The organism is Erythrobacter sp. NE805, from assembly GCF_046452355.1.
In the GTDB taxonomy this organism is placed as follows: Bacteria; Pseudomonadota; Alphaproteobacteria; order Sphingomonadales; family Sphingomonadaceae; genus Erythrobacter.
In genome coordinates this window covers 709,747-730,006 of sequence record NZ_JBKFDI010000001.1, presented here as the reverse complement: position 1 = coordinate 730,006, position 20,260 = coordinate 709,747, and the positions used below count along the sequence as shown (strand labels likewise).

Genomic DNA, 20,260 nt, shown 5'->3' with positions numbered 1-20,260 from the left:
CGATCACGAGGGAGGCTGCCATGGCACAATCGACATCGACACTTCGCCCGAGCCACGTCGCGGGCTTCGCGCTCGCCGGGATCATGGCGGTGCTCCAAGGGGTGAACGCGCTGCGCACCGCGCTCGATCCGCAGGGGTTCGCCACCTACATGGGCCTGCCGGTCGACGCGCTCGACGCGCTCGGCTGGGTGCAGGTCTACGGCCTGCGCGCCGGCTTTGTCGCGGTGCTCGCCGCGATCCTGCTGCTGCGCCGCGATTTCGCCGCGCTGCGCTGGATGGCGGTTGCCGCGCTGGTCATGCCGCTCGGCGACGCGTGGCTGGCTTCCGAGGCGGGCGCGCCGACGGCGATCGTCGCGCGCCACCTCGGGATCGCGGTGTTCCTGGTGATCGCGGCGCTGGTGCTCGCGCGCGCCGCCCGCCGGCCGGGAGAGCTGCCGTGACCGGCCTCCTCGCGCGGCTCGGTGCGCGGCTCGACACCCGCGGGGGCGAGGCGAAGATGCGTGCCTTCCGCAGCGGCTGGCCCGCGACCGCGACCCCGCAGGTCAGGTTCCACCGCACCCCCAAGGTGCAATACCGCTACCTCGAGGTGGGCGCCGGGCCGACGATCGTCTTCACCGCCGACCCGCCGATGACCATCGAGGTCTACGGGCCGCTCGTCGAGGCCTTCGCCGCCCGCTTCCGGGTGATCGTCGTCGAGCTTCCCGCGATGGGCTTTTCCGCGACCACCGGCGACTACGGCTTCGCCTTCCGCGAGACCAACGACGATCTTGCCGCCTTTCTCGAAGCGGTCGCGGGGGAGGGGAGCATCTTCGCCTTCTCCTGCGTCGCCAGCCTCGCCGCGCTCGACATCGCCGCGCGCCGCCCCGCGCTCGCCTCGCACCTTGCGCTGATGCAGGCGGGCGGGACCGCGGCCTTCGCGCGGTGGAAGGCGGGGCGCGACCCCAAGGGCATCCTCGCCCGCCCCGTGCTCGGCCAGCTGGCGATGGCGCGGATGGCGCCCAAGCGGATGCCCGACTGGTACCGGCTCTCGGTCGGACGCAAGGAGCAAATTCCGCACCTGTGCGCCTGCGCCGAACGCTCCTTCGCGCACGGTGCGATGTGGTCGCTGGCGAGCGCCTACCAGATCTACATGGACCTCGAAGGCGAGCTCCCCCGCCCGCCGCAGCCGATCCTCTCGATCTGGGGCGCCGCCGACCGCTCGCACCCCGAGGGCAACGCCCATTCGCTCGCCGCGCTGTATGACGGCGTCGCCACGGTCACTTTCGACGACCTCGGCCACACGCCCGAGCTCGAGGCGCCCGAGCTGGTGCTGGCGGCGATCCGGGAATTCCTCGCGCGATGAGCGGCGACGTGCCGCCCGGCTGGGAGCCGCATTTCCGCAAGAGCCCGGTGACCGATCCCTGGGAGCCGCTCTTCGCGCGGGCCGAGGGCGAGGCCTTCAGCCTCGGCCTGAGGATCGCCGCGGCGCATTGCAACGCCCGCGGGCTGCTCCACGGCGGAGTGATCTCCGCGCTCGCCGACAATGCGATGGGGCTCGCCTGCGTGCTCGGGATGGAGGGCACCTCGGCGCTGACCGTCAGCCTGTCGGTCGATTTCCTGTCGGTCGGCCGGATCGGCCAGTGGCTCGAAGTCCGCGCGGTGCCGGCGAAGCTCGGCCGCTCGCTCGCCTTCGCCGACGCGCGGATCAGCGCCGACGGCGCGCTCGTCGCCAAGGCCGCGGCGACCTTCAAGGTGATCGCGGCGGCGCGGGGCTAGCCGAGCCGCGCGAGCAGCCGCAGCGTCTCGCGCGCCGAACCGGGCGGGGTGGTGCCCGCGAGTTCGAGCGTCACCGCGCCGTGGAGCGTCGACCAGATGAGAAGCTCCATCGCCCGCGCCTCGGCTTCGGGCGTCCCGGCGGCGATCAGCCCGTCGCCATAGACCGACAGCGTCGCCCGCGCCCGCGCCACCGCGCGGCCGAGCGGGGTGTCTGCGCTGTCCCCCTGCTGGTGCGTGTCGAACATCAGCCGGTAGGTGTTGGCGTTGGCCAGCGCGAAGTCGACATAGGCGCGCCCCGCCGCGGCGGCCTTGGCGGCGGCGCTGCCGGGGGTCCCGGCATGGGCCGCCTCGAGCAGCCCGGCGAAGCGTTCGAAGCCGCGGATGCGCACCGCGGCGAGGATCTCCTCGCGGCCCGCGAAATAGCGGTAGGGCGTCATCGGGCTCACCCCGAGCGCGGCGGCGATCTGGCGCATCGAGACATGGGCGGCGCCGGCTTGCGCGAACATCGCTTCGGCGACGTCGCACAGCCGCTCCTTGAAGGCGGCCAGCTCGGCATCGGAAAGGGTGCGCGAGGCGGGGGGCATCGCGGGAGAGCCTAGCCGGGGCGGCTTGACTCAGCAATCTTACGCTGTAAATTTACGGTGTAAATGACGTCAGGAGCAGGGCCGTGCGCCACATCGAGACCGATTACCTGATCATCGGCGCAGGCGCCGTGGGGATGGCCTTCGCCGACACCATGATCGCCGAGAGCGACGCGCACGTCACCATCGTCGACCGGCAGTCGCGGCCCGGCGGGCACTGGAACGACGCCTATCCCTTCGTCGCGCTGCACCAGCCCTCGGCCTTCTACGGGGTGAACTCGCTGCCGCTGGGCGAGAACCGCAAGGACGCGCACGGGGTAAACGCGGGGCTTTACGAGCTCGCCTCGGGGGCGGAGGTGAGCGGCTATTTCGACAAGGTGCTGCGCCAGAGCCTGCTGCCCTCGGGCCGGGTCACGTGGCTGCCGATGTCGGACTATCGGGGAGAGGGCCGGGTGGTCTCGCTGATGTCGGGCGAGGCGGTGCAGGTGACGGTTCGCCGCAAGCTCGTCGATTCCACTCTGATGAGCCCGGTGATCCCGGCGAACCACACCCCGCGCTTCGCCATCGGGGAAGGCGTGCGCGTGGTGCCCCCCGGCCAGCTCGCCCGCCTGTGGCTCGCCCCCGAGCGGCCGGAGCGCTTCGTGGTCCTCGGCGCGGGAAAGACCGCCATGGACACTGTGGGCTGGCTGCTCGCGATGGGCACGCCTCCCGAGGCGATCCAGTGGGTCAAGCCGCGCGAGAGCTGGCTCATCGACCGCGCCACGACCCAGCCGGGCGCGGAGTTCTTCGACGCGGTGTTCGGCGCCCAGCTCGCCCAGATGCGCGCCTTCGCCGAGGGGACCTCGCCCGAGGACATCTTCGCCCGGCTCGAGGCGGCGGGGATGATGCTCCGGATCGACCCCGAGGTGACCCCCACCATGTTTCACTACGCGACCATCTCGCGCGGCGAGGTCGAGGCGCTGCGCTGCGTCACGAATGTCGTGCGAAAGGGCCGGGTCGCGGCGATCCGGCCGGACATGATCCAGCTCGAGGAGGGCACCGAGCCCGCCATTCCGAACGCGCTCTACATCGACTGCACCGCCTCGGCGGTCGAGCCCAGGCCGACGCAGCCGATCTTCCAGGGCGAGACGATCGTCCCCCAGCTCGTGCGCGTCCCCCAGCCGTGCTTCTCGGCCGCGCTGATCGCCTATGTCGAGGTCCACTACGAAGACGACGCGGTCCGGAACGCGCTCTGCCGGACCGTGCCCTTCCCGCATTCGCTCAAGGACTTCCTCACCACCAACATCGTCAACATCATGAACCAGGGCGCCTGGTTCGGCGACGAGCGGCTCGGCGCGTGGATCCGCCGGAGCCGGCTCGACGGGTTCGGCAAGATCGCCGCCGCGCTCGACAAGAGCGACACCGCGCGGATTGCGATCCTCCAGGAGCTGCGCAAGACCGGCCCGGCGGCGGTCGCCAACCTGATGCGCCTCGCCGCGGCCTGACGCCCGGCAAACGCCGGCTATTGCCGGGCCAGCGGGGGTCTGGCAGGGACCCGTGCATGACCGACAAAGACCTGACTGACCGCAAGTTCTACCGCGCCGGCGAGGAGACCCGCTTCGCCGAGGGCGGGCCCGAGCGCACCCCCCAGACCGCGCACCCGGCCTACAAGCTCGCCTTCCGCGACACCGACTTCCTGCTGCGCGACGAGCTGCGTCCGGTCCGCTTCCAGCTCGAGCTGCTGAAGCCCGAAATGCTGCTCGACGAGGCGCGGGTCGGCTCGACGCTGGTGATGTACGGCTCGGCCCGCATCCCCAGCCCCGCGCAGGCCGAGGCGCGGCTCGCGGCGGCCCAGAACGGCTCGGAGTGGGACAAGACAGTCGCCGAGCGGCTCGCGGCGAAGGCGAAGTACTACGACGAGGCCTACCGCCTCGCCCGGCTCGTCAGCGAGAAGGGGATCATCGAGAACGGCCTCCGCCAGTTCGTCGTCACCACCGGGGGTGGGCCGTCGATCATGGAGGCGGGGAACCGCGGCGCGTCCGACGCGGGCTCCGAATCGATCGGGCTCAACATCGTCCTCCCCCACGAGCAGGCGCCCAACCCCTACGTGACGCCCTACCTCTCGTTCCAGTTCCACTACTTCGCGTTGAGGAAGATGCACTTCCTCCTGCGCGCCCGTGCGGTCGCGGTCTTCCCCGGCGGCTTCGGCACCTTCGACGAGTTCTTCGAGCTCATCACCCTGATCCAGACCGGCAAGATGAAGCCCATGCCGATCATCCTGTTCGGCAAGGAATTCTGGGAGCGCGTCGTCAACTTCGAGGCGCTCGCCGAGGAGGGCGTGATCTCCAAGGGCGACCTCGACCTCATCACCTGGTGCGAGACGGCGGAGGACGCGTGGAAGTGCATCAGCGACTTCTACGAGATCCGGGAACCCTCGGAGGATTGAGGTCCGCCCGGCGGGGCAGGTCTTGCCCCCGCTCCTCCAGATCCTCCCGCGCGCCCTCGGGCCGCGGCGCGCCCACGTCGCTCACCCACCCCAGCCGCGCCATCGCGCGGATCACCCACCAGCCGGGATCGGTCTGGCCGGGCTCCAGCCCGATGCGCGCGCTCTCGGGGAAGGCGTGGTGGTTGTTGTGCCAGCACTCGCCATAGGTGAGGAGGCCGAGGCCGGGGAGGTTCGAGGCCTGGATGCCTGCGCCCCTGACGATCCACCGCCCCGGTCCGGGATTGTGGCAGAACCAGGTGACGCTCCAGTGCCCCGCGGTGCTGACGAAGACCCGCGCGCACACGCCCCACAGGACAAAGGGCCAGCCGCCCGCCGCGTAGAGCACCAGCGCCAGCGGCACCTGCTGCCAGCGCCATGTCGCATCGAGGAAGCGGAAGAAGGGGTCCGCGGCGATGGCAGGTTCGATCACGATCCGCGGCGGGCGCGTGAAGTCGAAGCGGCAGAAGAGGTTCCAGGCGAGGTCCTGCCAGAACCCGGCGCGGTGGGCGAAGAAGTCGTGGCAGCGGGGCTCGCGCTGCGCCCAGTCGCGGGTGTCATGGATGCGGATGATGCCCGAGGGGCCGGAGACGCCGACCAGCGTGCCGACATAGATCAGCGTGCGGGCCACCCACGGCTTCGCGCGGAAGGTGCGGTGGATCATCATCCGGTGCATGCCGACCGAATGTCCGACGAGCAGGCTCGCCCAGGTGAGGACGAGGAACAGGGCGACCGCCTGCCGGGTCGCCATCGCCAGCGCGGCGAGCGTTCCGGCGATCATGCCCGCGTTCCATAGCGCCTTGGGCCAGTCGATCCGCACCGTCCCCCCGCAGGGGTCCGCTCCCGTGCCGTCGACCCGGATCACCGGCGCCATCATGCCGGGCGCACCGCCTGATGGCCGAGCGGACCGTGGCCGCCGCCGTAGCCGGGGGCGGCTGCGATCGCGGCAAAGACGAACTCGCGGCCCAGCCGCACCGCCTCCGCAAGGCTCTCGCCGCGCCCGAGCAGCGTGGCGATGGCGGACGACAGCGTGCAGCCCGTCCCGTGGGTGTGGACCGTGTCGATCCGCGCGTGCTCGTAGAAGCGGGGGCGCTCGCCGGGGACCACCAGCACGTCGGTGATGGTCTCCCCGTCGGCGTGCCCGCCCTTGGCCAGCACCGCCGCGCCGCTCGCCTCGGCCAGCGCCTCGGCCGCCGCGACCATCGCCGCGGTGCCGGTAAAGGAGCGCCCGGTCAGCGCGGCGAGCTCGGGGAGGTTGGGGGTGAGGAGGCGCGCGCGCGGGAACAGCTGCTCGCGCAAGGCCGCGACCGCTTGCGGATCGATCAGCGCGGCGCCCGAGGTCGCGATCATGACCGGATCGAGCACCACCGGCACGGCCAGCCCCTCGAGCGCGGCGGCGACGGCGGCGATGACGGGCACCTCGTGGAGCATTCCGATCTTCACCGCATCGACCCCGATGTCGCTGACGCAGGCGGCGATCTGCCGCGCGACCATCTCCGGGGCGATTCCGGCGATCCCCTGCACCCCGCGGGTGTTCTGCGCGGTGATCGCGGTGACGGCGGTCATGGCATAGCCGCCGAGCATCGCGATGGTCTTGATGTCGGCCTGGATCCCCGCCCCGCCGCTCGAGTCGGAGCCGGCGATGGAGAGGATGCGGGGGGGAGCAGGGGTGGTCATCCCCCCGCCATAGCAGGCTCGCCCCCGCGCCGTCAGCCGGTCGTGAGCGGGACCGTCTGCTGGTGCTGGACCACGCGCCATTCGTCGTGCGCGAGGCGTCTGAGGGTGCTCGTGCAATAGGCGGAGTAGGCCTGCCCCTCGCGCTGCGCCTCGGCCTTGTAGTGGATCACGATCAGCCCCTCCTGCGGGCGCGCAACCTGCTGGTGCGAGAAGGTCACCTCCTCCCAGCGCGGGGTGTCCTGCACCGCGCGGATCGCGTCTGCGCCGGTGAAGGTGAAGGGCTCGGCGGGGAGGACCATCAGGCAGGCCGCGTCGATGACCTTGCGGTAGTGTTCGGCATCGCCGGTCCACAGGCTCGCCTCGAATTCCCAGATGCGCTCGTCGTCCATGCTCTCGTCTCCTTCACGCTGGTCCGGGGACAAGGCGCACGCGGCACGGAAGGTTTCGCCGCTTCGGCCTTGCCGTGCAAATGCCGGGACGGAGAGGATCAGGCCGCGCTGTCGGGGGCGGCGAGGTCGATGAAGGGCGCGAACTTGACCGCGCGCTTGACGAAGCTCGTCTCGTAGCGGCGCACCACGCCGTCGCTCTCGAACAGGGCTTCGACGAGCGCGTTGAACTCGGCCATGTCGCGGCAGTCGAGCAGCAGCTGGAGGTCGACCGCCCCGGCGAGCTCGTAGCAGAACTGCACCTGCGGCGCGGCCGCGAGCCGGTCGAGCAGCGCGCGCTTGCCCTTGAGGTCGGCGTGCTCGGCGAGCTGCAGCGCGACGACCGCGCGCAGGCGCCGCTCGGTGAGGCGCGGGGAGAGGAGCGCGATGGTCGCCGCGATCCACCCGTCGCGCCGCAGCCGCCTGAGCCGCCGCGCGATCGCCGAGGGGGAGAGCGCGACGCGGGTCGCGAGCTCCTCGGCAGTCGCGCCGTCGTCGCGCTGGACGTGGGTGAGAAGGGCGCGGTCGAAATCGTCGAGCATCGCGGCGAGTGTGCCAGATTCTGGCACGGTGCGCACGAATTTTACGCGCAACTGGTTGCCGGATCGGCCTAGTGTGTTGTGGGACTAAGACACGTTGAAGAGGTTACCCCCGAATGCGCATCCTTCTCCTCGCCGCGGCTGCCGCGGTTCTCCCTGCGGGCGCGGTGCTCGCCCAGTCGGCGGCGCCTGCCGTCCCCGCCGCCGCGCCCGCCGCGACCCCCTTCGATCCCGCCGTCGGCCGCGAGGCGGTCGCGGCGCTCGCCACCCGGCTCGAGGAGGACTTCGTCTTCCCCGACAAGGGCCGGGCCTATGCCGCGATGCTGCGCGCCAACCTCGCGGCCGGGAAATACGACGGCTCGGCGAGCGCCGAGGCCTTCGCCAAGGCGGTCAGCGCCGACCTCCAGGCGGTCTCGCCCGACGGGCACCTGCGCGTCCACGTCGTCCCCCCCGAGGCGCGCGGCGGGCCCGAGGGCGAGCGGCAGGGCGGCGGCGGGCCGGGGATGCCGGGGCCGGACACCAACACCATTACCGGCTCGGGCTGGCTCGCCGAGGGGGTGGCCTATATCGGCTTCGACGCCTTCTTCGGCACCGAGGCGACGATGGCCGCGCTCCGCAGCTTCATCGCCGAGCACCGCGGCGCGAAAACGCTCATCATCGACATCCGCGGCCACCGCGGCGGGGGGCTCGCCGAGATGGACCTGCTCTTCCCCGAGATCTACGCCGAGCCGACGACGCTCGTGGCGATGGACACCCGTGCGAGCGTCGCCGCGCGGCAGGGCTCGCCGGTCGAGGATGCGCGGGTGCGCCGCGTCGCGGGCCCCGAGGGCATGGTGCGCGACGAGCACTATGTCGAGCCCGCCAAGGACGGCGCCTTCCAGCGCGCGCAGGTCTTCGTGCTGACGAGCAAGCGCAGCGCGTCCGCCGCCGAGCACCTCGCGCTGGCGCTTAAGGGCACGGCCCGCGCGACGCTGATCGGCGAGACGACCTACGGTGCGGGGAATTTCGGCGGGATGGTGCCGCTCGACAAGGGCTTCAGCTACGCCGCCTTCGTCCCCAACGGCCGCACGCTCGACCCGCGCACCGGGGTTGGCTGGGAGGGCACCGGCATCGCCCCCGACGTTGCGGTTCCGGCCAGCGAGGCGCTCGACGAGGCGCTGCGCCGTGCGGGCGTCGACCCGGCGACGGCGCGCAAGCCCTGAACCGCCCGGGAGGCGCGCCGGACCGCCGGTTCGCCTCCCATGCGGCTCGCCCATGTCATGGCCCGGCCTCGCTGCGGGGGCGAGGCTCGGCGCTTCCCCTGAAGGAGCGACATGACATGACCACCAAGAAGAGCGCCGACGTCCACCCCGGTGCCGTCCCCGCGGGCGGCGACGGCCACGCAGGCAAGCGCGGCGGCAAGGCGGGCGGGGCCAAGCCCTCGACTGCGCAGCTCAAGCACGACGAGGTGCGCGGCCGACCGAAGAGCGGAAAGCCGAAGGGCTAGCCGCCCGGGGCGCTCAGCGCGGCGCGAGGTCGGGCACGTGCGCCTCGACCCAGCGGATCAGCGCCACCGCCTCGCGCCGCAGCGACTGCCCGAGCGCGGTGAGCTCGTAGGTGACGTTCGGCGGGATGGTCTGGAGGTCGCGGCGCGCGACGATGTGCAGCGTCTCGAGGCTCCGCAGCGTCTGGGTGAGCATCTTCTGCGAGATGCCCTCGATCCGGCGCATCAGCGCGCCGTTGCGCATCGGCCCCTCGCCCAGCGCGTTGATGACGAGCAGCGACCACTTGTCGGCGAGCAGTGCCATGTAGGCGCGCGAGGCGCAGCGCTTGGCCATCACGTCGGGTTGCATCGGTCGTCTCCTCACACGCCTGTGGCAGGCACCAGAAGGTGCGTACTATACGAAAGGTGATCCGCGCGATAGCCCATGCCTGCAAGCAAGGGGAGCGTGGATCATGGAGTGGCTCAACAACCTCGGCGCGGCGGCGACGATCGGCATGGGATGCCTCGGCCTGTTCTTTCCCGGCAAGGCATCGGCGCTCACCGGGCTGGTCGCCTCGACGCCGCCCGCGCGTGCGGAGTTTCGCGGGACGCTCGGCGTGACCTTCGTGTTCCTTGGCGCGGTTCCGCTGGTGACGCAGGACCCCCACGCCTTTCTGACCGCCGGCGCCTGCTGGCTGGGCGCGGCGGTCGGACGGGTGATCTCGATCGCACTCGACGACGGCAACACGGCGAAGAACTGGGCCGCGGTCGGGATGGAGGCGGTCGGCGCCGGCCTGCTGCTGGTCGGCGCGCCGGCAGGCGTGCTGCTCGGCTGACGCGGGACCCGCGGGCGGCTCAGCCCTTGAACTTGCGTGTCGTGCTCGGCGGGAACTTCGCGTGGAGCGCCTTCGCCCGGGTCGGCCGGTCCATCAGCTCGCCGCCGCAATTGGGGCAGCGGTCGTCGAGGTCCTCGGCGCATTCGGCGCAGTAGGTGCACTCGAAGGAGCAGATGAAGGCGCCGGGCGCATCGGCGGGCAGGAGCACGCCGCAGGTCTCGCAATCGGGGCGCATTTCGAGCATGGGCCTAACCTCCTAATTCCGCTCGTGCCGAGCTTGTCGAAGCACTGCACTTCCTTTCTTGCGGCACGATAGGAAGAAGGACAGCCCTTCGACAAGCTCAGGGCGAGCGGGGTTTGTGTGGTTGTCCTAAACCGCCTCGCGCACCGCCTCGCAGATCGCGTCGACCACCGCTTCGACCTGGCGCTGGTCGTCGCCTTCGGCCATCACCCGGATCACCGGCTCGGTGCCCGAGGGGCGGATCACGAGGCGGCCCTTGCCGGCAAGGCTCGCCTCGGCCTCGGCGATCACCTTCTGCACCGCGGCGTTGTCGAGAGGCTTGCCGCCCTCGTAGCGCACGTTCTTGAGGAGCTGCGGCACGGGGTCGAAGACGTGGAGCAGCTCGCTCGCGGGCTTGCCGCTGCGCACGAGGCTCGCGAGCACCCGGAGCGCGGCGACCGTGCCGTCGCCGGTCGTGGCGTAGTCGAGGAGGATCATGTGCCCCGACTGCTCGCCGCCGACATTGTAGCCGCCCGCCTTCATCGCCTCGAGCACGTAGCGGTCGCCGACCTTGGCGCGGATCAGGTCGAGCCCGCGGCCCGCGAGGTAGCGTTCGAGCCCCAGATTGCTCATCACCGTCGCGACGATCCCGCCGCCCCTGAGGCTCCCCCGGTCCTGCATCCGGCCCGCGATCAGCGCCATGATCTGGTCGCCGTCGACCGCGCGGCCGGTCTCGTCGACCACGATCAGCCGGTCCGCGTCGCCGTCGAGGGCGATGCCGATGTCCGCGCCCTCCTCGACCACCTTGGCCTGAAGCGCGGCGATCGCGGTCGAGCCGACGCCGTCGTTGATGTTGGTGCCGTTGGGCGTCACCCCGAGCGCGACCACCTCCGCGCCCAGTTCCCAGATCGCCGAGGGCGCGACCTGGTAGGCAGCCCCGTTGGCGCAATCGACCACCACCTTGAGGCCGTCGAAGCTGATCTCCGAGGAGACCGAATCCTTCACCGCGTGGATATAGCGCCCGCGCGCGTCCTCGATCCGCCGGGCGCGGCCGATCGCCTCGGGCGGGGCGAGGGGAATGTCGGGATCGGCGATGAGCGCCTCGATCGCCATCTCCGCCTCGTCGGAGAGCTTGAAGCCGTCGGGGCCGAACAGCTTGATGCCGTTGTCGGCGTAGGGGTTGTGGCTCGCCGAGATCATCACCCCGAGGTCGGCGCGCATCTCGCGGGTGAGGAGCGCGATGGCGGGGGTGGGGAGCGGGCCGGTCATGATGACGTCCATGCCGACCGAGGTGAATCCCGCGACGAGCGCGCTCTCCATCATGTAGCCCGACAGGCGCGTGTCCTTGCCGATCACCACCCGGTGCCGGTGCCCGCCGCGCATGAAGTGGCGGCCCGCGGCGAGCCCGACCTTCATCGCCGTCGCCGCGGTCATCGCGCCCGCGTTGGTGCGGCCCCTGATCCCGTCGGTCCCGAACAGCTTCCTTGCCATCGTGTCCCCTGCCCTCGTGCGTGTCGCGGCCCGTGTTGTCTCATTCTTCTGGCGCGGTTATCGGTCAAAGGGAAGGGCGCTGCGCCCGGTTGAGGACAGGTCGTTGCAGGAAAACGAAGCTAGGAAGACCGGCAGCCATGCGGCCGGGCAGGGGAAGTTCGCGCTGGTCGAGATCCGCCTGCCGGTGGCGCTGACCTTCGCCGCGCTGGTCGGCGGGCTGGGTGCCGGAATCGTCGGCGGACTCGCCGGCGCGCCCGAGGATGTGACGAAGATCGCCGGGCTCGTCGGCGGATGGTGGCTCAAGGCCCTGCAGATGACGATCATCCCGCTGGTCGCGGCGCTGCTGGTGCTCGGCCTCGTGCAGATGATCCACGCCGCGCGGGTCGGCAAGGTGGCGCAGCGGATGATCGCGATCATGGTCGCCGTGCAGCTCGCGGGCGGGGCCTTCACCTCGGTGTTCATGCCGATGCTGCTCGCCGCTTTCCCGGTGCCGCAGGGGGCCGAGGCGTTCCTCGCCAACAGCCCCAAGGACGTCGGCAAGGTGCCCGAGGTGCTCGATTTCCTCGCGACGCTGGTCTCGCCCAACGTCGTCGCCGCCGCGGCCGAGACGGCGATGCTGCCGCTGACGCTGTTCTTCGTGATGTTCGCGGTTGCGATCACCCGCCTGCCGGAGGTCGAGGGCGAGCGGCTGCTCGGTTTCTTCCACGCGCTCGGCAATGCGATGCTGCTGATCATCGGCTGGGTGCTCGCCGCAGCACCCGTCGGCGTGCTGGCGCTCGCCTACGGGGTGGGCGTGCAGAGCGGCGGCGGGGCCTTCGCGGCGCTCGGGCACTATGTCGTGACCGTCACCCTGATGGGGACCTTCATCTTCCTCCTCGCCTACCTCGTCGCGGCGGTGCTGGGGGGCAAGGGGCTCTTCGGCTTTGCCCGCGCGCTGCTGCCCGCGCAGGCGGTGGCGCTGTCGACCCAGTCCTCGCTGGCGAGCCTGCCCGCGATGCTCGATTCGGCCGGACGCCTCGGCCTCAGACCCGCGACCGCCGAATTCGTCCTGCCGCTCGCGGTGGTGATCTTCCGGGCGACCAGCGCCGCGATGAACCTCGCGGTGGTCTACTACATCGCCGCGCTCGCCGGGGTCGAGGTCGCGCCCTCGGTCGCCATCGCCGGCATCCTCATCGCCAGCATCATCAGCCTGTCCGCGGTGAGCCTGCCCGGATCGATCAGCTTCGTCGTCTCGATCGGCCCGATCGCGCTCGCGATGGGCGTGCCGGTCGAGCCGCTCGCACTGCTCGTCGCGGTCGAGATGCTGCCCGACCTGATGCGCACCCTCGGCAACGTCACGATGAACGTCGCGGTCACCAGCGCGGTTGACCGGGGTGCCGAGACGGCCCACGCCGCGACTTGATCCCGCAACCCTTCGCCCTCATCTGCGTTGCTGCTACTGAGCCCCGACCCGATTCACACCAACGACCTTGGAGAACCCCATGGCTTTCGCACTTTCCCCGCTTCCCTATGCCGACACCGCGCTCGAGCCCGCGATCTCGGCCGAGACGCTGTCGTTCCACCACGGCAAGCACCACCAGACCTACGTCGACAAGACGAACGCCGCGATTGCCGGCACCGAGCACGAGACGAAGTCGCTCGAGGAAATCGTCGCCGCCTCGCGCGGGACCAACCAGGGCCTGTTCAACAACGCCGCGCAGACCTGGAACCACGCCTTCTACTGGAACTCGCTCGCGCCCGCGACCACCGCGCCCTCGGCCGAGCTCGCCGCCAAGATCGACGAGGCCTTCGGCTCGATCGACAATCTCAAGCAGCAGTTGAAGGACCGCGGCGCGGGCCACTTCGCGTCCGGCTGGGTGTGGCTCGCCGAGAAGGACGGCACGCTCTCGGTCGAGGAATCGCACGACGCCGACACGCTCGCGGACAAGGGCTTCAACCCGCTGCTGGTGCTCGACGTGTGGGAGCACGCCTACTACCTCGATCACCAGAACAAGCGCCCCGCCTATCTCGACGCGGTGGTCGAGACCAAGCTCAACTGGGCCTTCGCGAGCGAGAACCTCGCGCGCGGGACGGTGTGGACCTACGCGTAAGTCTGATCTGAACGGATAAAGGGAAGGCCCGGGGCGGAAACGCCTCCGGGCCTTTTTGCTTCGTCGTCATCCCAGCGAAAGCTGGGACCCAGGGCGGCAGGCGCTGTTCTATGAGGCTCTAGGCCCCAGCTTTCGCTGGGGTGACGATCAGGGGCGAGAACTCACCCCATTGCCCGCCGCTACCTCGTCCAATTCCTCGAGGATCGCGCGGTGGGCGACGTCGTCGTCGCTCGAGCGCCGGGGAATCGCGCCGTTCGCCAGCATCTCCGACAGCGCGGCCCGGGCCCGGCCGACGCGGCTCTTGATCGTGCCGACCGCGCAGCCGCAGATCGCCGCCGCCTCCTCGTAGGAGAAGCCGCCCGCGCCGACCAGCAGCAGCGCCTCGCGGCGTTCGGCGGGGAGGGTCAGCAGCGCGCGGTGGAGATCGGAGAGGTGGATCGGCTCCTCCTGCCCGGCGGGCGCTGTCAGGATGCGTTCGGCGACGCCCTCGTCATATTCGCCGCGGAAGCGGTTCCTTCGCATGTCGGTGAGGTAGGCGTTCCTCAGGATCACGAAGGTCCAGGCGCGCATCGAGGTGCCCGGCTCGAAGCGGTCCTGCGCCGCCCAGGCCTTGAGCAGCGTCTCCTGCACGAGATCGTCGGCGAGGTCGGGCCGCCCGCACAGCCCGCGGGCGAAGGCGCGCAGGTGCGGCACCACCTGGGTCAGCTCGCGCTTGAAATCGGACTGCTCCGTGACCGAACGCGGGTTGCCGGGCCGGCCGCCGTCCGTCATTGGCCGCCCACTCCCGGGCTGCCGTCCTGCCCGCCGGCGGGCCCGCGCTTGGTCGGGATCGCGTCGAGCCGGTCGAGCAGGTCGCGGAAGGTGTCGGGCAGGTCCTCCTCGACCACCGAATCGTACAGCTGCTTCAGGCCGTCGGCCCATTCCGGCGCGCGGCGCGGGACGCTGCCGTCGCCGCCGCTGCTGCCGCCCGGGCCCTGTGCTGAATTCGAAGCCATACCTGCCTTGCGCCGCGTCCCTGATCCCGTCGTGCGACCCCCGGCCGGGGCCGTTGTCGCTGCCGGGGCGGGCGACAGAAGCATGGCCCGCCGTCCCGGTAAAGCGGAGTTTGGACGATTCGGGAACGATGCGCTACCTGTTTGGTTCCGCCTGCGCCGGACAGGACACACGACATCGAGCCGCTCGCCCCCGAAACTGACGCCGATCCGGCGCTCCCGCCGCCCTCGGGCACGGCGCGGGCGCGGCGCTGGCTGGTGCAGTATCCGCGCGCGATCCCGCTCGCGATCTTCCTCGCCATCGCCGCGATCACCGCGCTTTCGGTCTTCGCGATCGAGAGCAACGCCCGCGCCCGCGAGCGCGCGCAGATGCGCGAATATGCCCAAGGCGTCGCCGCCGCGCTCGACCGCAGCGGGAGCGGCTTTGCCTCCTACCTGCGCGCCGGGGCGGCGCTGTTCGCGAGCCTCGGGGAGGTTTCCCCTGAGACCTTCGACAACTTCGTGCGGGTGCTGAAGCTCAACACCGAATACTCGGGCGCGGAAGGGATCGGCTGGATCCCGGTGATCGAGGCGAAGGACGTGCCCGCCTTCCTCGCAAGGACCCGCATCGGCCAGCCCTCCTACCCCGACATCTACCCCGCGCCCGCCTCGGGAACCGGACGGGTCGCGCCGGTGCAGATGTTCGCCCCCGCCACCGCGCTCAACCGCCGGGCATTGGGCTACGACATGTATTCCGACCCGGCGCGCGCCGCGGCGATGGCCGAGGCCGAGATGAACCTGCGCCCCGCCGCCTCGGGCCGGATCATCCTGATGCAGGAGACGAGCGGCACCGCACCGGCCTTCGCGATCTATATGCCGGTGGTTCGCGCCTCCCGGCTCGCGGGCTTCGTCTACACGCCCTTCCGCGCGCGCGAGTTCCTCGACGCGGCGATCGACCGGCAGGGGGAGGAGCGCTTCGGCGTCAGGCTCTACGACGGCGAGGTCGGGACCGGGCACCTGCTCGTCGCGCAGTCGGTCGGCGGCGGGGCGCCGAAGGAGACGGTCTCGCAGGCGGTCAACATCGCCGACCGCCAGCTGATGCTGGTGATCGAGAGCGTCGATGCGCGCGTGCTCTCGCCGCTGTCGATGGTGACGCTGATCTTCGGGCTGGGCTTCGCGAGCCTCCTCATGCTGCTCGCCCGGCTGCTCACCCAGCAGGCCTTCGAGGACCAGGCGCGGCTCGCCTTCTTCGAGGAGCAGCACTCGATCAGGAACTCGCTCACCCGCGAGCTCAATCACCGGGTCAAGAACACGCTGGCCAACGTGCTGTCGATCCTGTCGCTGACGCGGCGGCGGTCGAACAGCCTCGACGAGTTCGCCGACAGCCTCCAGGGGCGGATCCGCGCGCTCTCGGCGACGCATGACCTGCTGACGGTGACCGACTGGGGGACGACCCCGATCCGCGCGGTGATCGAGGCGGAGCTCCAGCACTTCCGCGAGGTGCTCGGCGAGGCGATCCGGCTCGAGGGGCCGGAGCTCGAGCTCGCCCCCAACGATGCCCTCTCCTTCGGGCTCGCCGTGCACGAGCTCGCCACCAACGCGGCGAAATACGGCGCGCTGAGCGTGCCGGGCGGGCAGGTGACGATCCGCTGGCAGCGCGGCGAGGAGCAGGGCGCGGAGACGAACTGGGCCGAGGTCGAGTGGCAGGAGGTCGGCGGACCGCCCGCGGCCGCGCAGCGCCGCCGCGGCTTCGGCACCGAGCTGATCGAGAAGGTCGTCGCCCACGAGCTGCGCCAGCCCGTCACCCTCGACTTCGCCCCCGAAGGCGTGCGCTGCGTGCTGCGGGTCCCGGTGCGGCGGCCCGCGGGGTTCCGCATTCGCGAGAAGGACGGAGACCGGCGGGTGCGGAAGCCCTAGTATGGCGATCGTGCTGACGCACGATGCAGACCTCCCGCCCCGCCTCCCCACCCGGCCACCATAGCCTGATGGTATCATTGGTGGCCGGCCCCTCGGCGAAAACGTCCCCCGGACGTTTTCGTAACCCTCGGACGGAGGCGGGGCGGGTGGTCTGCGCCACCGCAGGTGGCACGCGATCAAAGAGGCCTGGTCGACCCGAAGAACAGCGCCTGGCTGATCGCCGCGCGCACGGTCGCTTCCTGGAACGGCTTCGTCACCAGATAGGTCGGCTCGGGCCGGTCGCCGGTCAGCAGGCGCTCGGGGTAGGCGGTGATGAAGATCACCGGCATCGAGCCGACGCTCAGGATGTCGTCCACCGCGTCCAATCCCGAGGAGCCGTCGGCGAGCTGGATGTCGGCGAGCACCAGCCCCGGCATCGCCTCGGCGACCGCGGCGCGGGCCTGGGTGCGGGTCGCCGCGGTGCCGCTGACGGTGTGGCCCAATCCGGTGACGAGGTCCTCCAGCTGCATCGCGATCAGCGGCTCGTCCTCGATGATGAGCACGGCTGTAGACTGCTCGCGGTCGATCTCGGCGATCGCCTCGGCGACCAGCGCGGCGACCGCCTCGGGGGTGGTCTCGAGGATCGCCGCGGCCTCGGGGATGGTGAAATCCTCGAGCGTGGTGAGCAGCAGTGCCTGGCGCGCGGGCGGGGTGATGATCCCGAGCCGCGCCTGCGCGCCGGCCTCGTGCTCGCTGGTCGCGGTGCCGTCGGCCGGGACCGCCGCCATCGCCGCCGAGGCGCTCGCCCAGAGCTTGCCGAAGGCGCGGTAGAGCGGGACGCGGCCGCCCGCGAGGCTCGCCTTCAGCTCCTCGTCGGCGAGCGCGCCCTCGAGCATCTCGCGGACATAGGCGTCGCCGGTGGTCTGCGATCCGGTCAGCGCGCGGGCGTAGCGGCGCAGGAAGGGCAGGTTGGCCGCGATCTGGCTGGCGAGGGACATGGGGCACCTTTCGCTGGTCGGTGAGCCGGCGGATTGGCCGGAACTGCCGATTCGCAGCCATACAATGTCGCGCCCGCGCCGTCGCGGCTTACCCGCAAGTCTCTGGAATCTCTCGGCCCCGCTTCCTGTTCCGCGCCCGCGAAAAAAATTTCGGCCGGTCCGGGAACCGACGTTGCGGACGATCATTCTGGAATTGTCACCGCCGAGACCCCCCTCCCGTCCAAGCGGCTGGTGATACGATCCCGAAAGGCCTCCGTTGTTTCGGCAACGGAGGCCTTTTTTCTTTGGAGCCACCTTTGGTGGCGCAGACCTCCCGCCCCGCCTCCCCACCCGGCCACCACAGAATAGTGGTACTATTGGTGGCCGGGTGGGGAGGCGGGGCGGGAGGTCTGCATCGCGCGTCAGCGCGATCGCTTACCCCAAACCCTTCCCGTAGATCGCGTATTCGCGGTTGATCTTGCTCTGGATCGTGTCGGCGATCGCCACCATTCCCTGGTTGTCCTCGAGAATCCAACCGATCTCGCCGCGCACCGAGCCGTATTTCGTGTTCGCGTTGTGGCGGATCGCCTCGATCATCATGAAGGCGAGCTGGCTGGCGAGGCGCGAGTTGTGGAGCTCCTTGACCACCCCCATCAGCGGCACGCGCATCCCCGCGCCCCTCGGGAAGCGCAGCCAGCGCAGCATGGTGATCCACCCGAACGGGAAGAGCCTGCCCCTGATCCTCGCCAGCGCGTCATTGACGTCGGGGAAGGTCAGCATGAAGGCGACCGGCCGCCCGTCGAGCTCGGCGACCATGTTGAGGTCCTCCTTGATGATCGGCCGCAGCTTCTTGCCGGCGTAGGCGACCTCTTCCGGCGTGAAGGGCACGAAGCCCCAATTGTCCGACCAGGCATCGTTGAGGATGCCGAGGATCGTCGCCACCTCCGCGTCCCAGTCCTGCTTGCGCACCGGGCGCACGGTGATCCGCGCGTTCTTGTGGCCCGATTGCACGATCCGCTGCACCAGCGGGGGAAAGGCCTTCGAGATGTCGAGATCGTAGGTGTAGAGCGTCTTCGCGAGGCTATAGCCCGCCGCCTCGATCCAGGCGGCGTAATGCGCAGGGTGGTGGCCCATCAGCAGCATCGGTGCGTGATCCTGCCCCTTCACCAGCAGCCCCGGCTCCTCCCAGATCGACAGCGAGATCGGGCCGAGCACCCGGGTCATGCCCTCGGCCACCAGCCAGCCTTCCGCCGCCGTCAGCAGCGCGCGGGCGACGCTCTCGTCCTCGGCGTCGAAATAGCCGAAGAAGCCGGTGCCGGGGCCGAAGCCCTGTTCGGCGGGCATGGCGAGCGCGAGTTCGTCGATATGCGCGGAGATGCGCCCGACCGGCTTGCAGGCCCGCTCGGCGATGAACAGTTGGACCCGCGCATGGCCGAAGAAGGGGTTCTTGCCCGGATCGACGAGTTCGAGCTGCTCGGCGCGGATCTGGGGGACGAAATGGGGCAGGCGGTCGGAGAATGCCCTCCCGAGGTCGACGAAGGCCTCGCGCCCGCGCTTGCCGGTCACCGGCACGATCACTATCTCGGCCTCGCGGCTCGCCACATCCGTCACGCGCTCGTCCTCGTATTGCGTCAGGTCAAGGCGTCTGTGTCGCGCCGGCGCCATCTGCGCAAGGCCGTCGATCACATTGACCAACAACACGCGTTTGGCCGCGCGCCCGTTTTCGGGTAGGGCGGCCCCACAGGAAATGCCGAGAATGACCCTGCACCAGACCATCCCCTCCCAGCCCCCAGGCGCCGCACCGGTCGCGGTGCGGGCGACGCGCGTCCAGTTCATGGCCGAGGACGACAAGGCGATGCTGCGCGCCGCGCGCGACCTCACCAAGGGGCTCGGCGAGGCGAAGGCGTCGATCTACTGGCCCGATATGCTGCTCTCGGCCGGGATCGGCTATGCCGGCATCGCGGTGGCGATCGCCTCGGGCAGCATCGGCGTGAAGATTGCCGCCGGGCTGGTTGCGGCGCTGGCGCTCTACCGCGCGCTGATGTTCATCCACGAGCTGACCCACATCCACCGCGACGCCCTGCCGGGCTTCCGCACGGCGTGGAACCTCCTCGTCGGCATCCCGATGCTCACCCCCTCCTTCATGTACGAGGGCGTCCACACCATCCATCACAAGCGCACGCAATACGGCACGGTGGAGGACCCCGAATACCTGCCGCTCGCGCTGATGAAGCCGTGGAGCCTGCCGCTGTTCGTGCTCGTGGCGATGCTGCTTCCGGTGGGCCTGCTGCTGCGCTTCGGCATTCTCTATCCGCTCGGGTTGATAATCCCGCCTCTGCGCACCTTCGTCTGGGAGCGCTTCTCCGCGCTCTCGATCAATCCCGAGTTCCGCCGCAAGGCGCCCGAGGGCGACTTCGCCGGGCGGGTGCGCTGGCAGGAAGCGGGCGCGAGCCTGTGGGCGATGGCGCTGATCGCGAGCGCCTTCGTGTTCGGCTGGGAGCCGCTCGCGACCGCGATGGCGATCCTCTCCTTCGCCGCGGTGCTCAACCAGCTGAGGACGCTGGTCGCGCACCTGTGGGAGAACGAGGGCGAGGCGATGACGGTGACCGCGCAGTTCCTCGACTCTGTCAACGTCCCCCCGCCGGGCCTCGCCGCCGAGATCTGGGCGCCGGTGGGCCTGCGCTACCATGCGCTCCACCACCTGATGCCCTCGATGCCCTACCACGACCTCCCCGAGGCGCACCGCCGGCTGGTGCGCGAATTGGGAACGGGCTCGACCTACGAGGGCGCGAACCACCCGGGGATGCTGACGCTGGTCGGCCGGATCGCCAAGAGCACGATGGGGCGGCGCGCCTGAGTCTTCCTCCATCCCGTAGGGA

General features: G+C 70.6%; 24 protein-coding genes. 12 read left to right on the top strand and 12 right to left on the bottom strand.

Annotated features, from left to right (window positions below):
* Positions 1 to 20 precede the first annotated feature (20 nt).
* The 3 genes from ACLBKU_RS03350 to ACLBKU_RS03340 are packed head-to-tail and all read left to right on the top strand — an operon-like array spanning position 21 to position 1,755.
* Positions 21 to 440 (top strand): DUF4267 domain-containing protein, encoded by a 420-nt coding sequence (locus ACLBKU_RS03350; RefSeq protein ID WP_410178118.1) that lies wholly within the window; start codon positions 21 to 23, stop codon positions 438 to 440.
* The gene (locus tag ACLBKU_RS03345) at positions 437 to 1,342 is read left to right on the top strand and encodes an alpha/beta fold hydrolase (RefSeq protein ID WP_410178117.1); all 906 of its coding nucleotides are present in this window, start codon (positions 437 to 439) and stop codon (positions 1,340 to 1,342) included. The genes ACLBKU_RS03350 and ACLBKU_RS03345 overlap by 4 nt, the downstream gene beginning before the upstream one ends.
* On the top strand, positions 1,339 to 1,755 hold the full coding sequence (locus tag ACLBKU_RS03340; RefSeq protein WP_410178116.1) for a PaaI family thioesterase: 417 nt from the start codon (positions 1,339 to 1,341) through the stop codon (positions 1,753 to 1,755). Before ACLBKU_RS03345 ends, ACLBKU_RS03340 begins: the two co-directional genes overlap by 4 nt.
* Here ACLBKU_RS03340 and ACLBKU_RS03335 read toward each other — a convergent pair.
* A complete protein-coding gene (locus tag ACLBKU_RS03335; protein ID WP_410178115.1) occupies positions 1,752 to 2,339 on the bottom strand; it encodes a TetR/AcrR family transcriptional regulator in 588 nt (195 codons plus the stop codon). The two genes, ACLBKU_RS03340 and ACLBKU_RS03335, sit on opposite strands and share 4 nt — an antisense overlap.
* Before the next feature lie 83 nt (positions 2,340 to 2,422).
* Between ACLBKU_RS03335 and ACLBKU_RS03330 the strand changes: the two genes are divergently transcribed.
* Both ACLBKU_RS03330 and ACLBKU_RS03325 read left to right on the top strand, forming a co-directional pair.
* Positions 2,423 to 3,820, top strand: a complete 1,398-nt coding sequence (locus tag ACLBKU_RS03330) for an NAD(P)-binding protein (RefSeq protein ID WP_410178114.1) — start codon at positions 2,423 to 2,425, stop codon at positions 3,818 to 3,820.
* Between the two features lie 56 nt (positions 3,821 to 3,876).
* Positions 3,877 to 4,761 carry an LOG family protein gene (locus ACLBKU_RS03325; RefSeq protein WP_410178113.1) on the top strand — a complete coding sequence of 295 codons (885 nt, stop codon included), beginning with the start codon at positions 3,877 to 3,879 and terminating at the stop codon, positions 4,759 to 4,761.
* Here ACLBKU_RS03325 and ACLBKU_RS03320 read toward each other — a convergent pair.
* From ACLBKU_RS03320 to ACLBKU_RS03305, 4 genes are all read right to left on the bottom strand, one after another.
* Positions 4,721 to 5,674 (bottom strand): acyl-CoA desaturase, encoded by a 954-nt coding sequence (locus ACLBKU_RS03320; protein ID WP_410178112.1) that lies wholly within the window; start codon positions 5,672 to 5,674, stop codon positions 4,721 to 4,723. The two genes, ACLBKU_RS03325 and ACLBKU_RS03320, sit on opposite strands and share 41 nt — an antisense overlap.
* The gene (gene thiD / locus ACLBKU_RS03315) at positions 5,671 to 6,474 is read right to left on the bottom strand and encodes a bifunctional hydroxymethylpyrimidine kinase/phosphomethylpyrimidine kinase (protein WP_410178111.1); all 804 of its coding nucleotides are present in this window, start codon (positions 6,472 to 6,474) and stop codon (positions 5,671 to 5,673) included. Before thiD ends, ACLBKU_RS03320 begins: the two co-directional genes overlap by 4 nt.
* Before the next feature lie 32 nt (positions 6,475 to 6,506).
* Positions 6,507 to 6,863 (bottom strand): DUF4440 domain-containing protein, encoded by a 357-nt coding sequence (locus tag ACLBKU_RS03310; protein ID WP_410178110.1) that lies wholly within the window; start codon positions 6,861 to 6,863, stop codon positions 6,507 to 6,509.
* A gap of 98 nt (positions 6,864 to 6,961) precedes the next feature.
* Entirely contained in the window at positions 6,962 to 7,477 is a 516-nt protein-coding gene (locus ACLBKU_RS03305; protein WP_410178109.1) for an Lrp/AsnC family transcriptional regulator, read from the bottom strand.
* A 77-nt stretch (positions 7,478 to 7,554) separates the two neighbouring features.
* On the opposite strand from ACLBKU_RS03305, the gene ACLBKU_RS03300 reads away from it, so the two are divergent.
* Positions 7,555 to 8,640, top strand: coding sequence for a S41 family peptidase (locus ACLBKU_RS03300; protein ID WP_410178108.1), 1,086 nt, complete (start codon positions 7,555 to 7,557; stop codon positions 8,638 to 8,640).
* Positions 8,641 to 8,756: 116 nt separating this feature from the next.
* Positions 8,757 to 8,924 (top strand): hypothetical protein, encoded by a 168-nt coding sequence (locus tag ACLBKU_RS03295; RefSeq protein WP_410178107.1) that lies wholly within the window; start codon positions 8,757 to 8,759, stop codon positions 8,922 to 8,924.
* 13 nt (positions 8,925 to 8,937) lie between these two features.
* Here the strand turns inward: ACLBKU_RS03295 and ACLBKU_RS03290 are convergent, their stop codons facing one another.
* Complete coding sequence (locus ACLBKU_RS03290; protein WP_410178106.1) at positions 8,938 to 9,270, bottom strand: winged helix-turn-helix transcriptional regulator; 333 nt, start codon at positions 9,268 to 9,270, stop codon at positions 8,938 to 8,940.
* Positions 9,271 to 9,373: 103 nt separating this feature from the next.
* On the opposite strand from ACLBKU_RS03290, the gene ACLBKU_RS03285 reads away from it, so the two are divergent.
* Entirely contained in the window at positions 9,374 to 9,736 is a 363-nt protein-coding gene (locus ACLBKU_RS03285) for a DUF4345 family protein (protein ID WP_410178105.1), read from the top strand.
* 19 nt (positions 9,737 to 9,755) lie between these two features.
* Here the strand turns inward: ACLBKU_RS03285 and ACLBKU_RS03280 are convergent, their stop codons facing one another.
* Both ACLBKU_RS03280 and glmM read right to left on the bottom strand, forming a co-directional pair.
* On the bottom strand, positions 9,756 to 9,980 hold the full coding sequence (locus tag ACLBKU_RS03280) for a DUF1272 domain-containing protein (protein ID WP_410178104.1): 225 nt from the start codon (positions 9,978 to 9,980) through the stop codon (positions 9,756 to 9,758).
* A gap of 126 nt (positions 9,981 to 10,106) precedes the next feature.
* Positions 10,107 to 11,447, bottom strand: a complete 1,341-nt coding sequence (glmM, locus tag ACLBKU_RS03275; RefSeq protein ID WP_410178103.1) for a phosphoglucosamine mutase — start codon at positions 11,445 to 11,447, stop codon at positions 10,107 to 10,109.
* Positions 11,448 to 11,550: 103 nt separating this feature from the next.
* On the opposite strand from glmM, the gene ACLBKU_RS03270 reads away from it, so the two are divergent.
* Both ACLBKU_RS03270 and ACLBKU_RS03265 read left to right on the top strand, forming a co-directional pair.
* Positions 11,551 to 12,849, top strand: coding sequence for a dicarboxylate/amino acid:cation symporter (locus ACLBKU_RS03270; RefSeq protein ID WP_410178102.1), 1,299 nt, complete (start codon positions 11,551 to 11,553; stop codon positions 12,847 to 12,849).
* A 79-nt stretch (positions 12,850 to 12,928) separates the two neighbouring features.
* On the top strand, positions 12,929 to 13,537 hold the full coding sequence (locus ACLBKU_RS03265) for a superoxide dismutase (RefSeq protein WP_410178101.1): 609 nt from the start codon (positions 12,929 to 12,931) through the stop codon (positions 13,535 to 13,537).
* A gap of 147 nt (positions 13,538 to 13,684) precedes the next feature.
* Here ACLBKU_RS03265 and ACLBKU_RS03260 read toward each other — a convergent pair whose 3' ends face one another.
* Together ACLBKU_RS03260 and ACLBKU_RS03255 are read right to left on the bottom strand one after the other, a co-directional pair.
* Positions 13,685 to 14,308: a sigma-70 family RNA polymerase sigma factor gene (locus ACLBKU_RS03260; RefSeq protein WP_410178100.1), complete on the bottom strand. Its 624-nt coding sequence runs from the start codon at positions 14,306 to 14,308 to the stop codon at positions 13,685 to 13,687.
* Entirely contained in the window at positions 14,305 to 14,532 is a 228-nt protein-coding gene (locus tag ACLBKU_RS03255) for a NepR family anti-sigma factor (protein ID WP_410178099.1), read from the bottom strand. The genes ACLBKU_RS03260 and ACLBKU_RS03255 overlap by 4 nt, the downstream gene beginning before the upstream one ends.
* A gap of 141 nt (positions 14,533 to 14,673) precedes the next feature.
* Here ACLBKU_RS03255 and ACLBKU_RS03250 point away from each other — a divergent pair, with 141 nt between their 5' ends.
* A complete protein-coding gene (locus ACLBKU_RS03250) occupies positions 14,674 to 16,425 on the top strand; it encodes a CHASE domain-containing protein (RefSeq protein WP_410178098.1) in 1,752 nt (583 codons plus the stop codon).
* 176 nt (positions 16,426 to 16,601) lie between these two features.
* Here the strand turns inward: ACLBKU_RS03250 and ACLBKU_RS03245 are convergent, their stop codons facing one another.
* Positions 16,602 to 17,402 (bottom strand): response regulator, encoded by an 801-nt coding sequence (locus ACLBKU_RS03245; protein WP_410178097.1) that lies wholly within the window; start codon positions 17,400 to 17,402, stop codon positions 16,602 to 16,604.
* A 414-nt stretch (positions 17,403 to 17,816) separates the two neighbouring features.
* Positions 17,817 to 18,992, bottom strand: coding sequence for an N-acetyltransferase (locus ACLBKU_RS03240; protein ID WP_410178096.1), 1,176 nt, complete (start codon positions 18,990 to 18,992; stop codon positions 17,817 to 17,819).
* Positions 18,993 to 19,137: 145 nt separating this feature from the next.
* Here ACLBKU_RS03240 and ACLBKU_RS03235 point away from each other — a divergent pair, with 145 nt between their 5' ends.
* On the top strand, positions 19,138 to 20,238 hold the full coding sequence (locus tag ACLBKU_RS03235) for a fatty acid desaturase family protein (protein ID WP_410178095.1): 1,101 nt from the start codon (positions 19,138 to 19,140) through the stop codon (positions 20,236 to 20,238).
* Positions 20,239 to 20,260: the final 22 nt, after the last annotated feature.

Bases quoted from the DNA above. Each gene is read 5' to 3' on its own strand.
- ACLBKU_RS03320 (WP_410178112.1), bottom strand. From the start codon at position 5,674: ATGATGGCGCCGGTGATCCGGGTCGACGGCACGGGAGCGGACCCCTGC.
- ACLBKU_RS03295 (WP_410178107.1), top strand. From the start codon at position 8,757: ATGACCACCAAGAAGAGCGCCGACGTCCACCCCGGTGCCGTCCCCGCG.
- ACLBKU_RS03255 (WP_410178099.1), bottom strand. From the start codon at position 14,532: ATGGCTTCGAATTCAGCACAGGGCCCGGGCGGCAGCAGCGGCGGCGAC.
- ACLBKU_RS03235 (WP_410178095.1), top strand. From the start codon at position 19,138: ATGACCCTGCACCAGACCATCCCCTCCCAGCCCCCAGGCGCCGCACCG.
- ACLBKU_RS03290 (WP_410178106.1), bottom strand. From the start codon at position 9,270: ATGCAACCCGACGTGATGGCCAAGCGCTGCGCCTCGCGCGCCTACATG.
- ACLBKU_RS03265 (WP_410178101.1), top strand. From the start codon at position 12,929: ATGGCTTTCGCACTTTCCCCGCTTCCCTATGCCGACACCGCGCTCGAG.
- ACLBKU_RS03300 (WP_410178108.1), top strand. From the start codon at position 7,555: ATGCGCATCCTTCTCCTCGCCGCGGCTGCCGCGGTTCTCCCTGCGGGC.
- ACLBKU_RS03350 (WP_410178118.1), top strand. From the start codon at position 21: ATGGCACAATCGACATCGACACTTCGCCCGAGCCACGTCGCGGGCTTC.
- ACLBKU_RS03245 (WP_410178097.1), bottom strand. From the start codon at position 17,402: ATGTCCCTCGCCAGCCAGATCGCGGCCAACCTGCCCTTCCTGCGCCGC.
- thiD (WP_410178111.1), bottom strand. From the start codon at position 6,474: ATGACCACCCCTGCTCCCCCCCGCATCCTCTCCATCGCCGGCTCCGAC.
- ACLBKU_RS03280 (WP_410178104.1), bottom strand. From the start codon at position 9,980: ATGCTCGAAATGCGCCCCGATTGCGAGACCTGCGGCGTGCTCCTGCCC.
- ACLBKU_RS03285 (WP_410178105.1), top strand. From the start codon at position 9,374: ATGGAGTGGCTCAACAACCTCGGCGCGGCGGCGACGATCGGCATGGGA.
- ACLBKU_RS03310 (WP_410178110.1), bottom strand. From the start codon at position 6,863: ATGGACGACGAGCGCATCTGGGAATTCGAGGCGAGCCTGTGGACCGGC.
- glmM (WP_410178103.1), bottom strand. From the start codon at position 11,447: ATGGCAAGGAAGCTGTTCGGGACCGACGGGATCAGGGGCCGCACCAAC.
- ACLBKU_RS03340 (WP_410178116.1), top strand. From the start codon at position 1,339: ATGAGCGGCGACGTGCCGCCCGGCTGGGAGCCGCATTTCCGCAAGAGC.
- ACLBKU_RS03325 (WP_410178113.1), top strand. From the start codon at position 3,877: ATGACCGACAAAGACCTGACTGACCGCAAGTTCTACCGCGCCGGCGAG.
- ACLBKU_RS03335 (WP_410178115.1), bottom strand. From the start codon at position 2,339: ATGCCCCCCGCCTCGCGCACCCTTTCCGATGCCGAGCTGGCCGCCTTC.
- ACLBKU_RS03260 (WP_410178100.1), bottom strand. From the start codon at position 14,308: ATGACGGACGGCGGCCGGCCCGGCAACCCGCGTTCGGTCACGGAGCAG.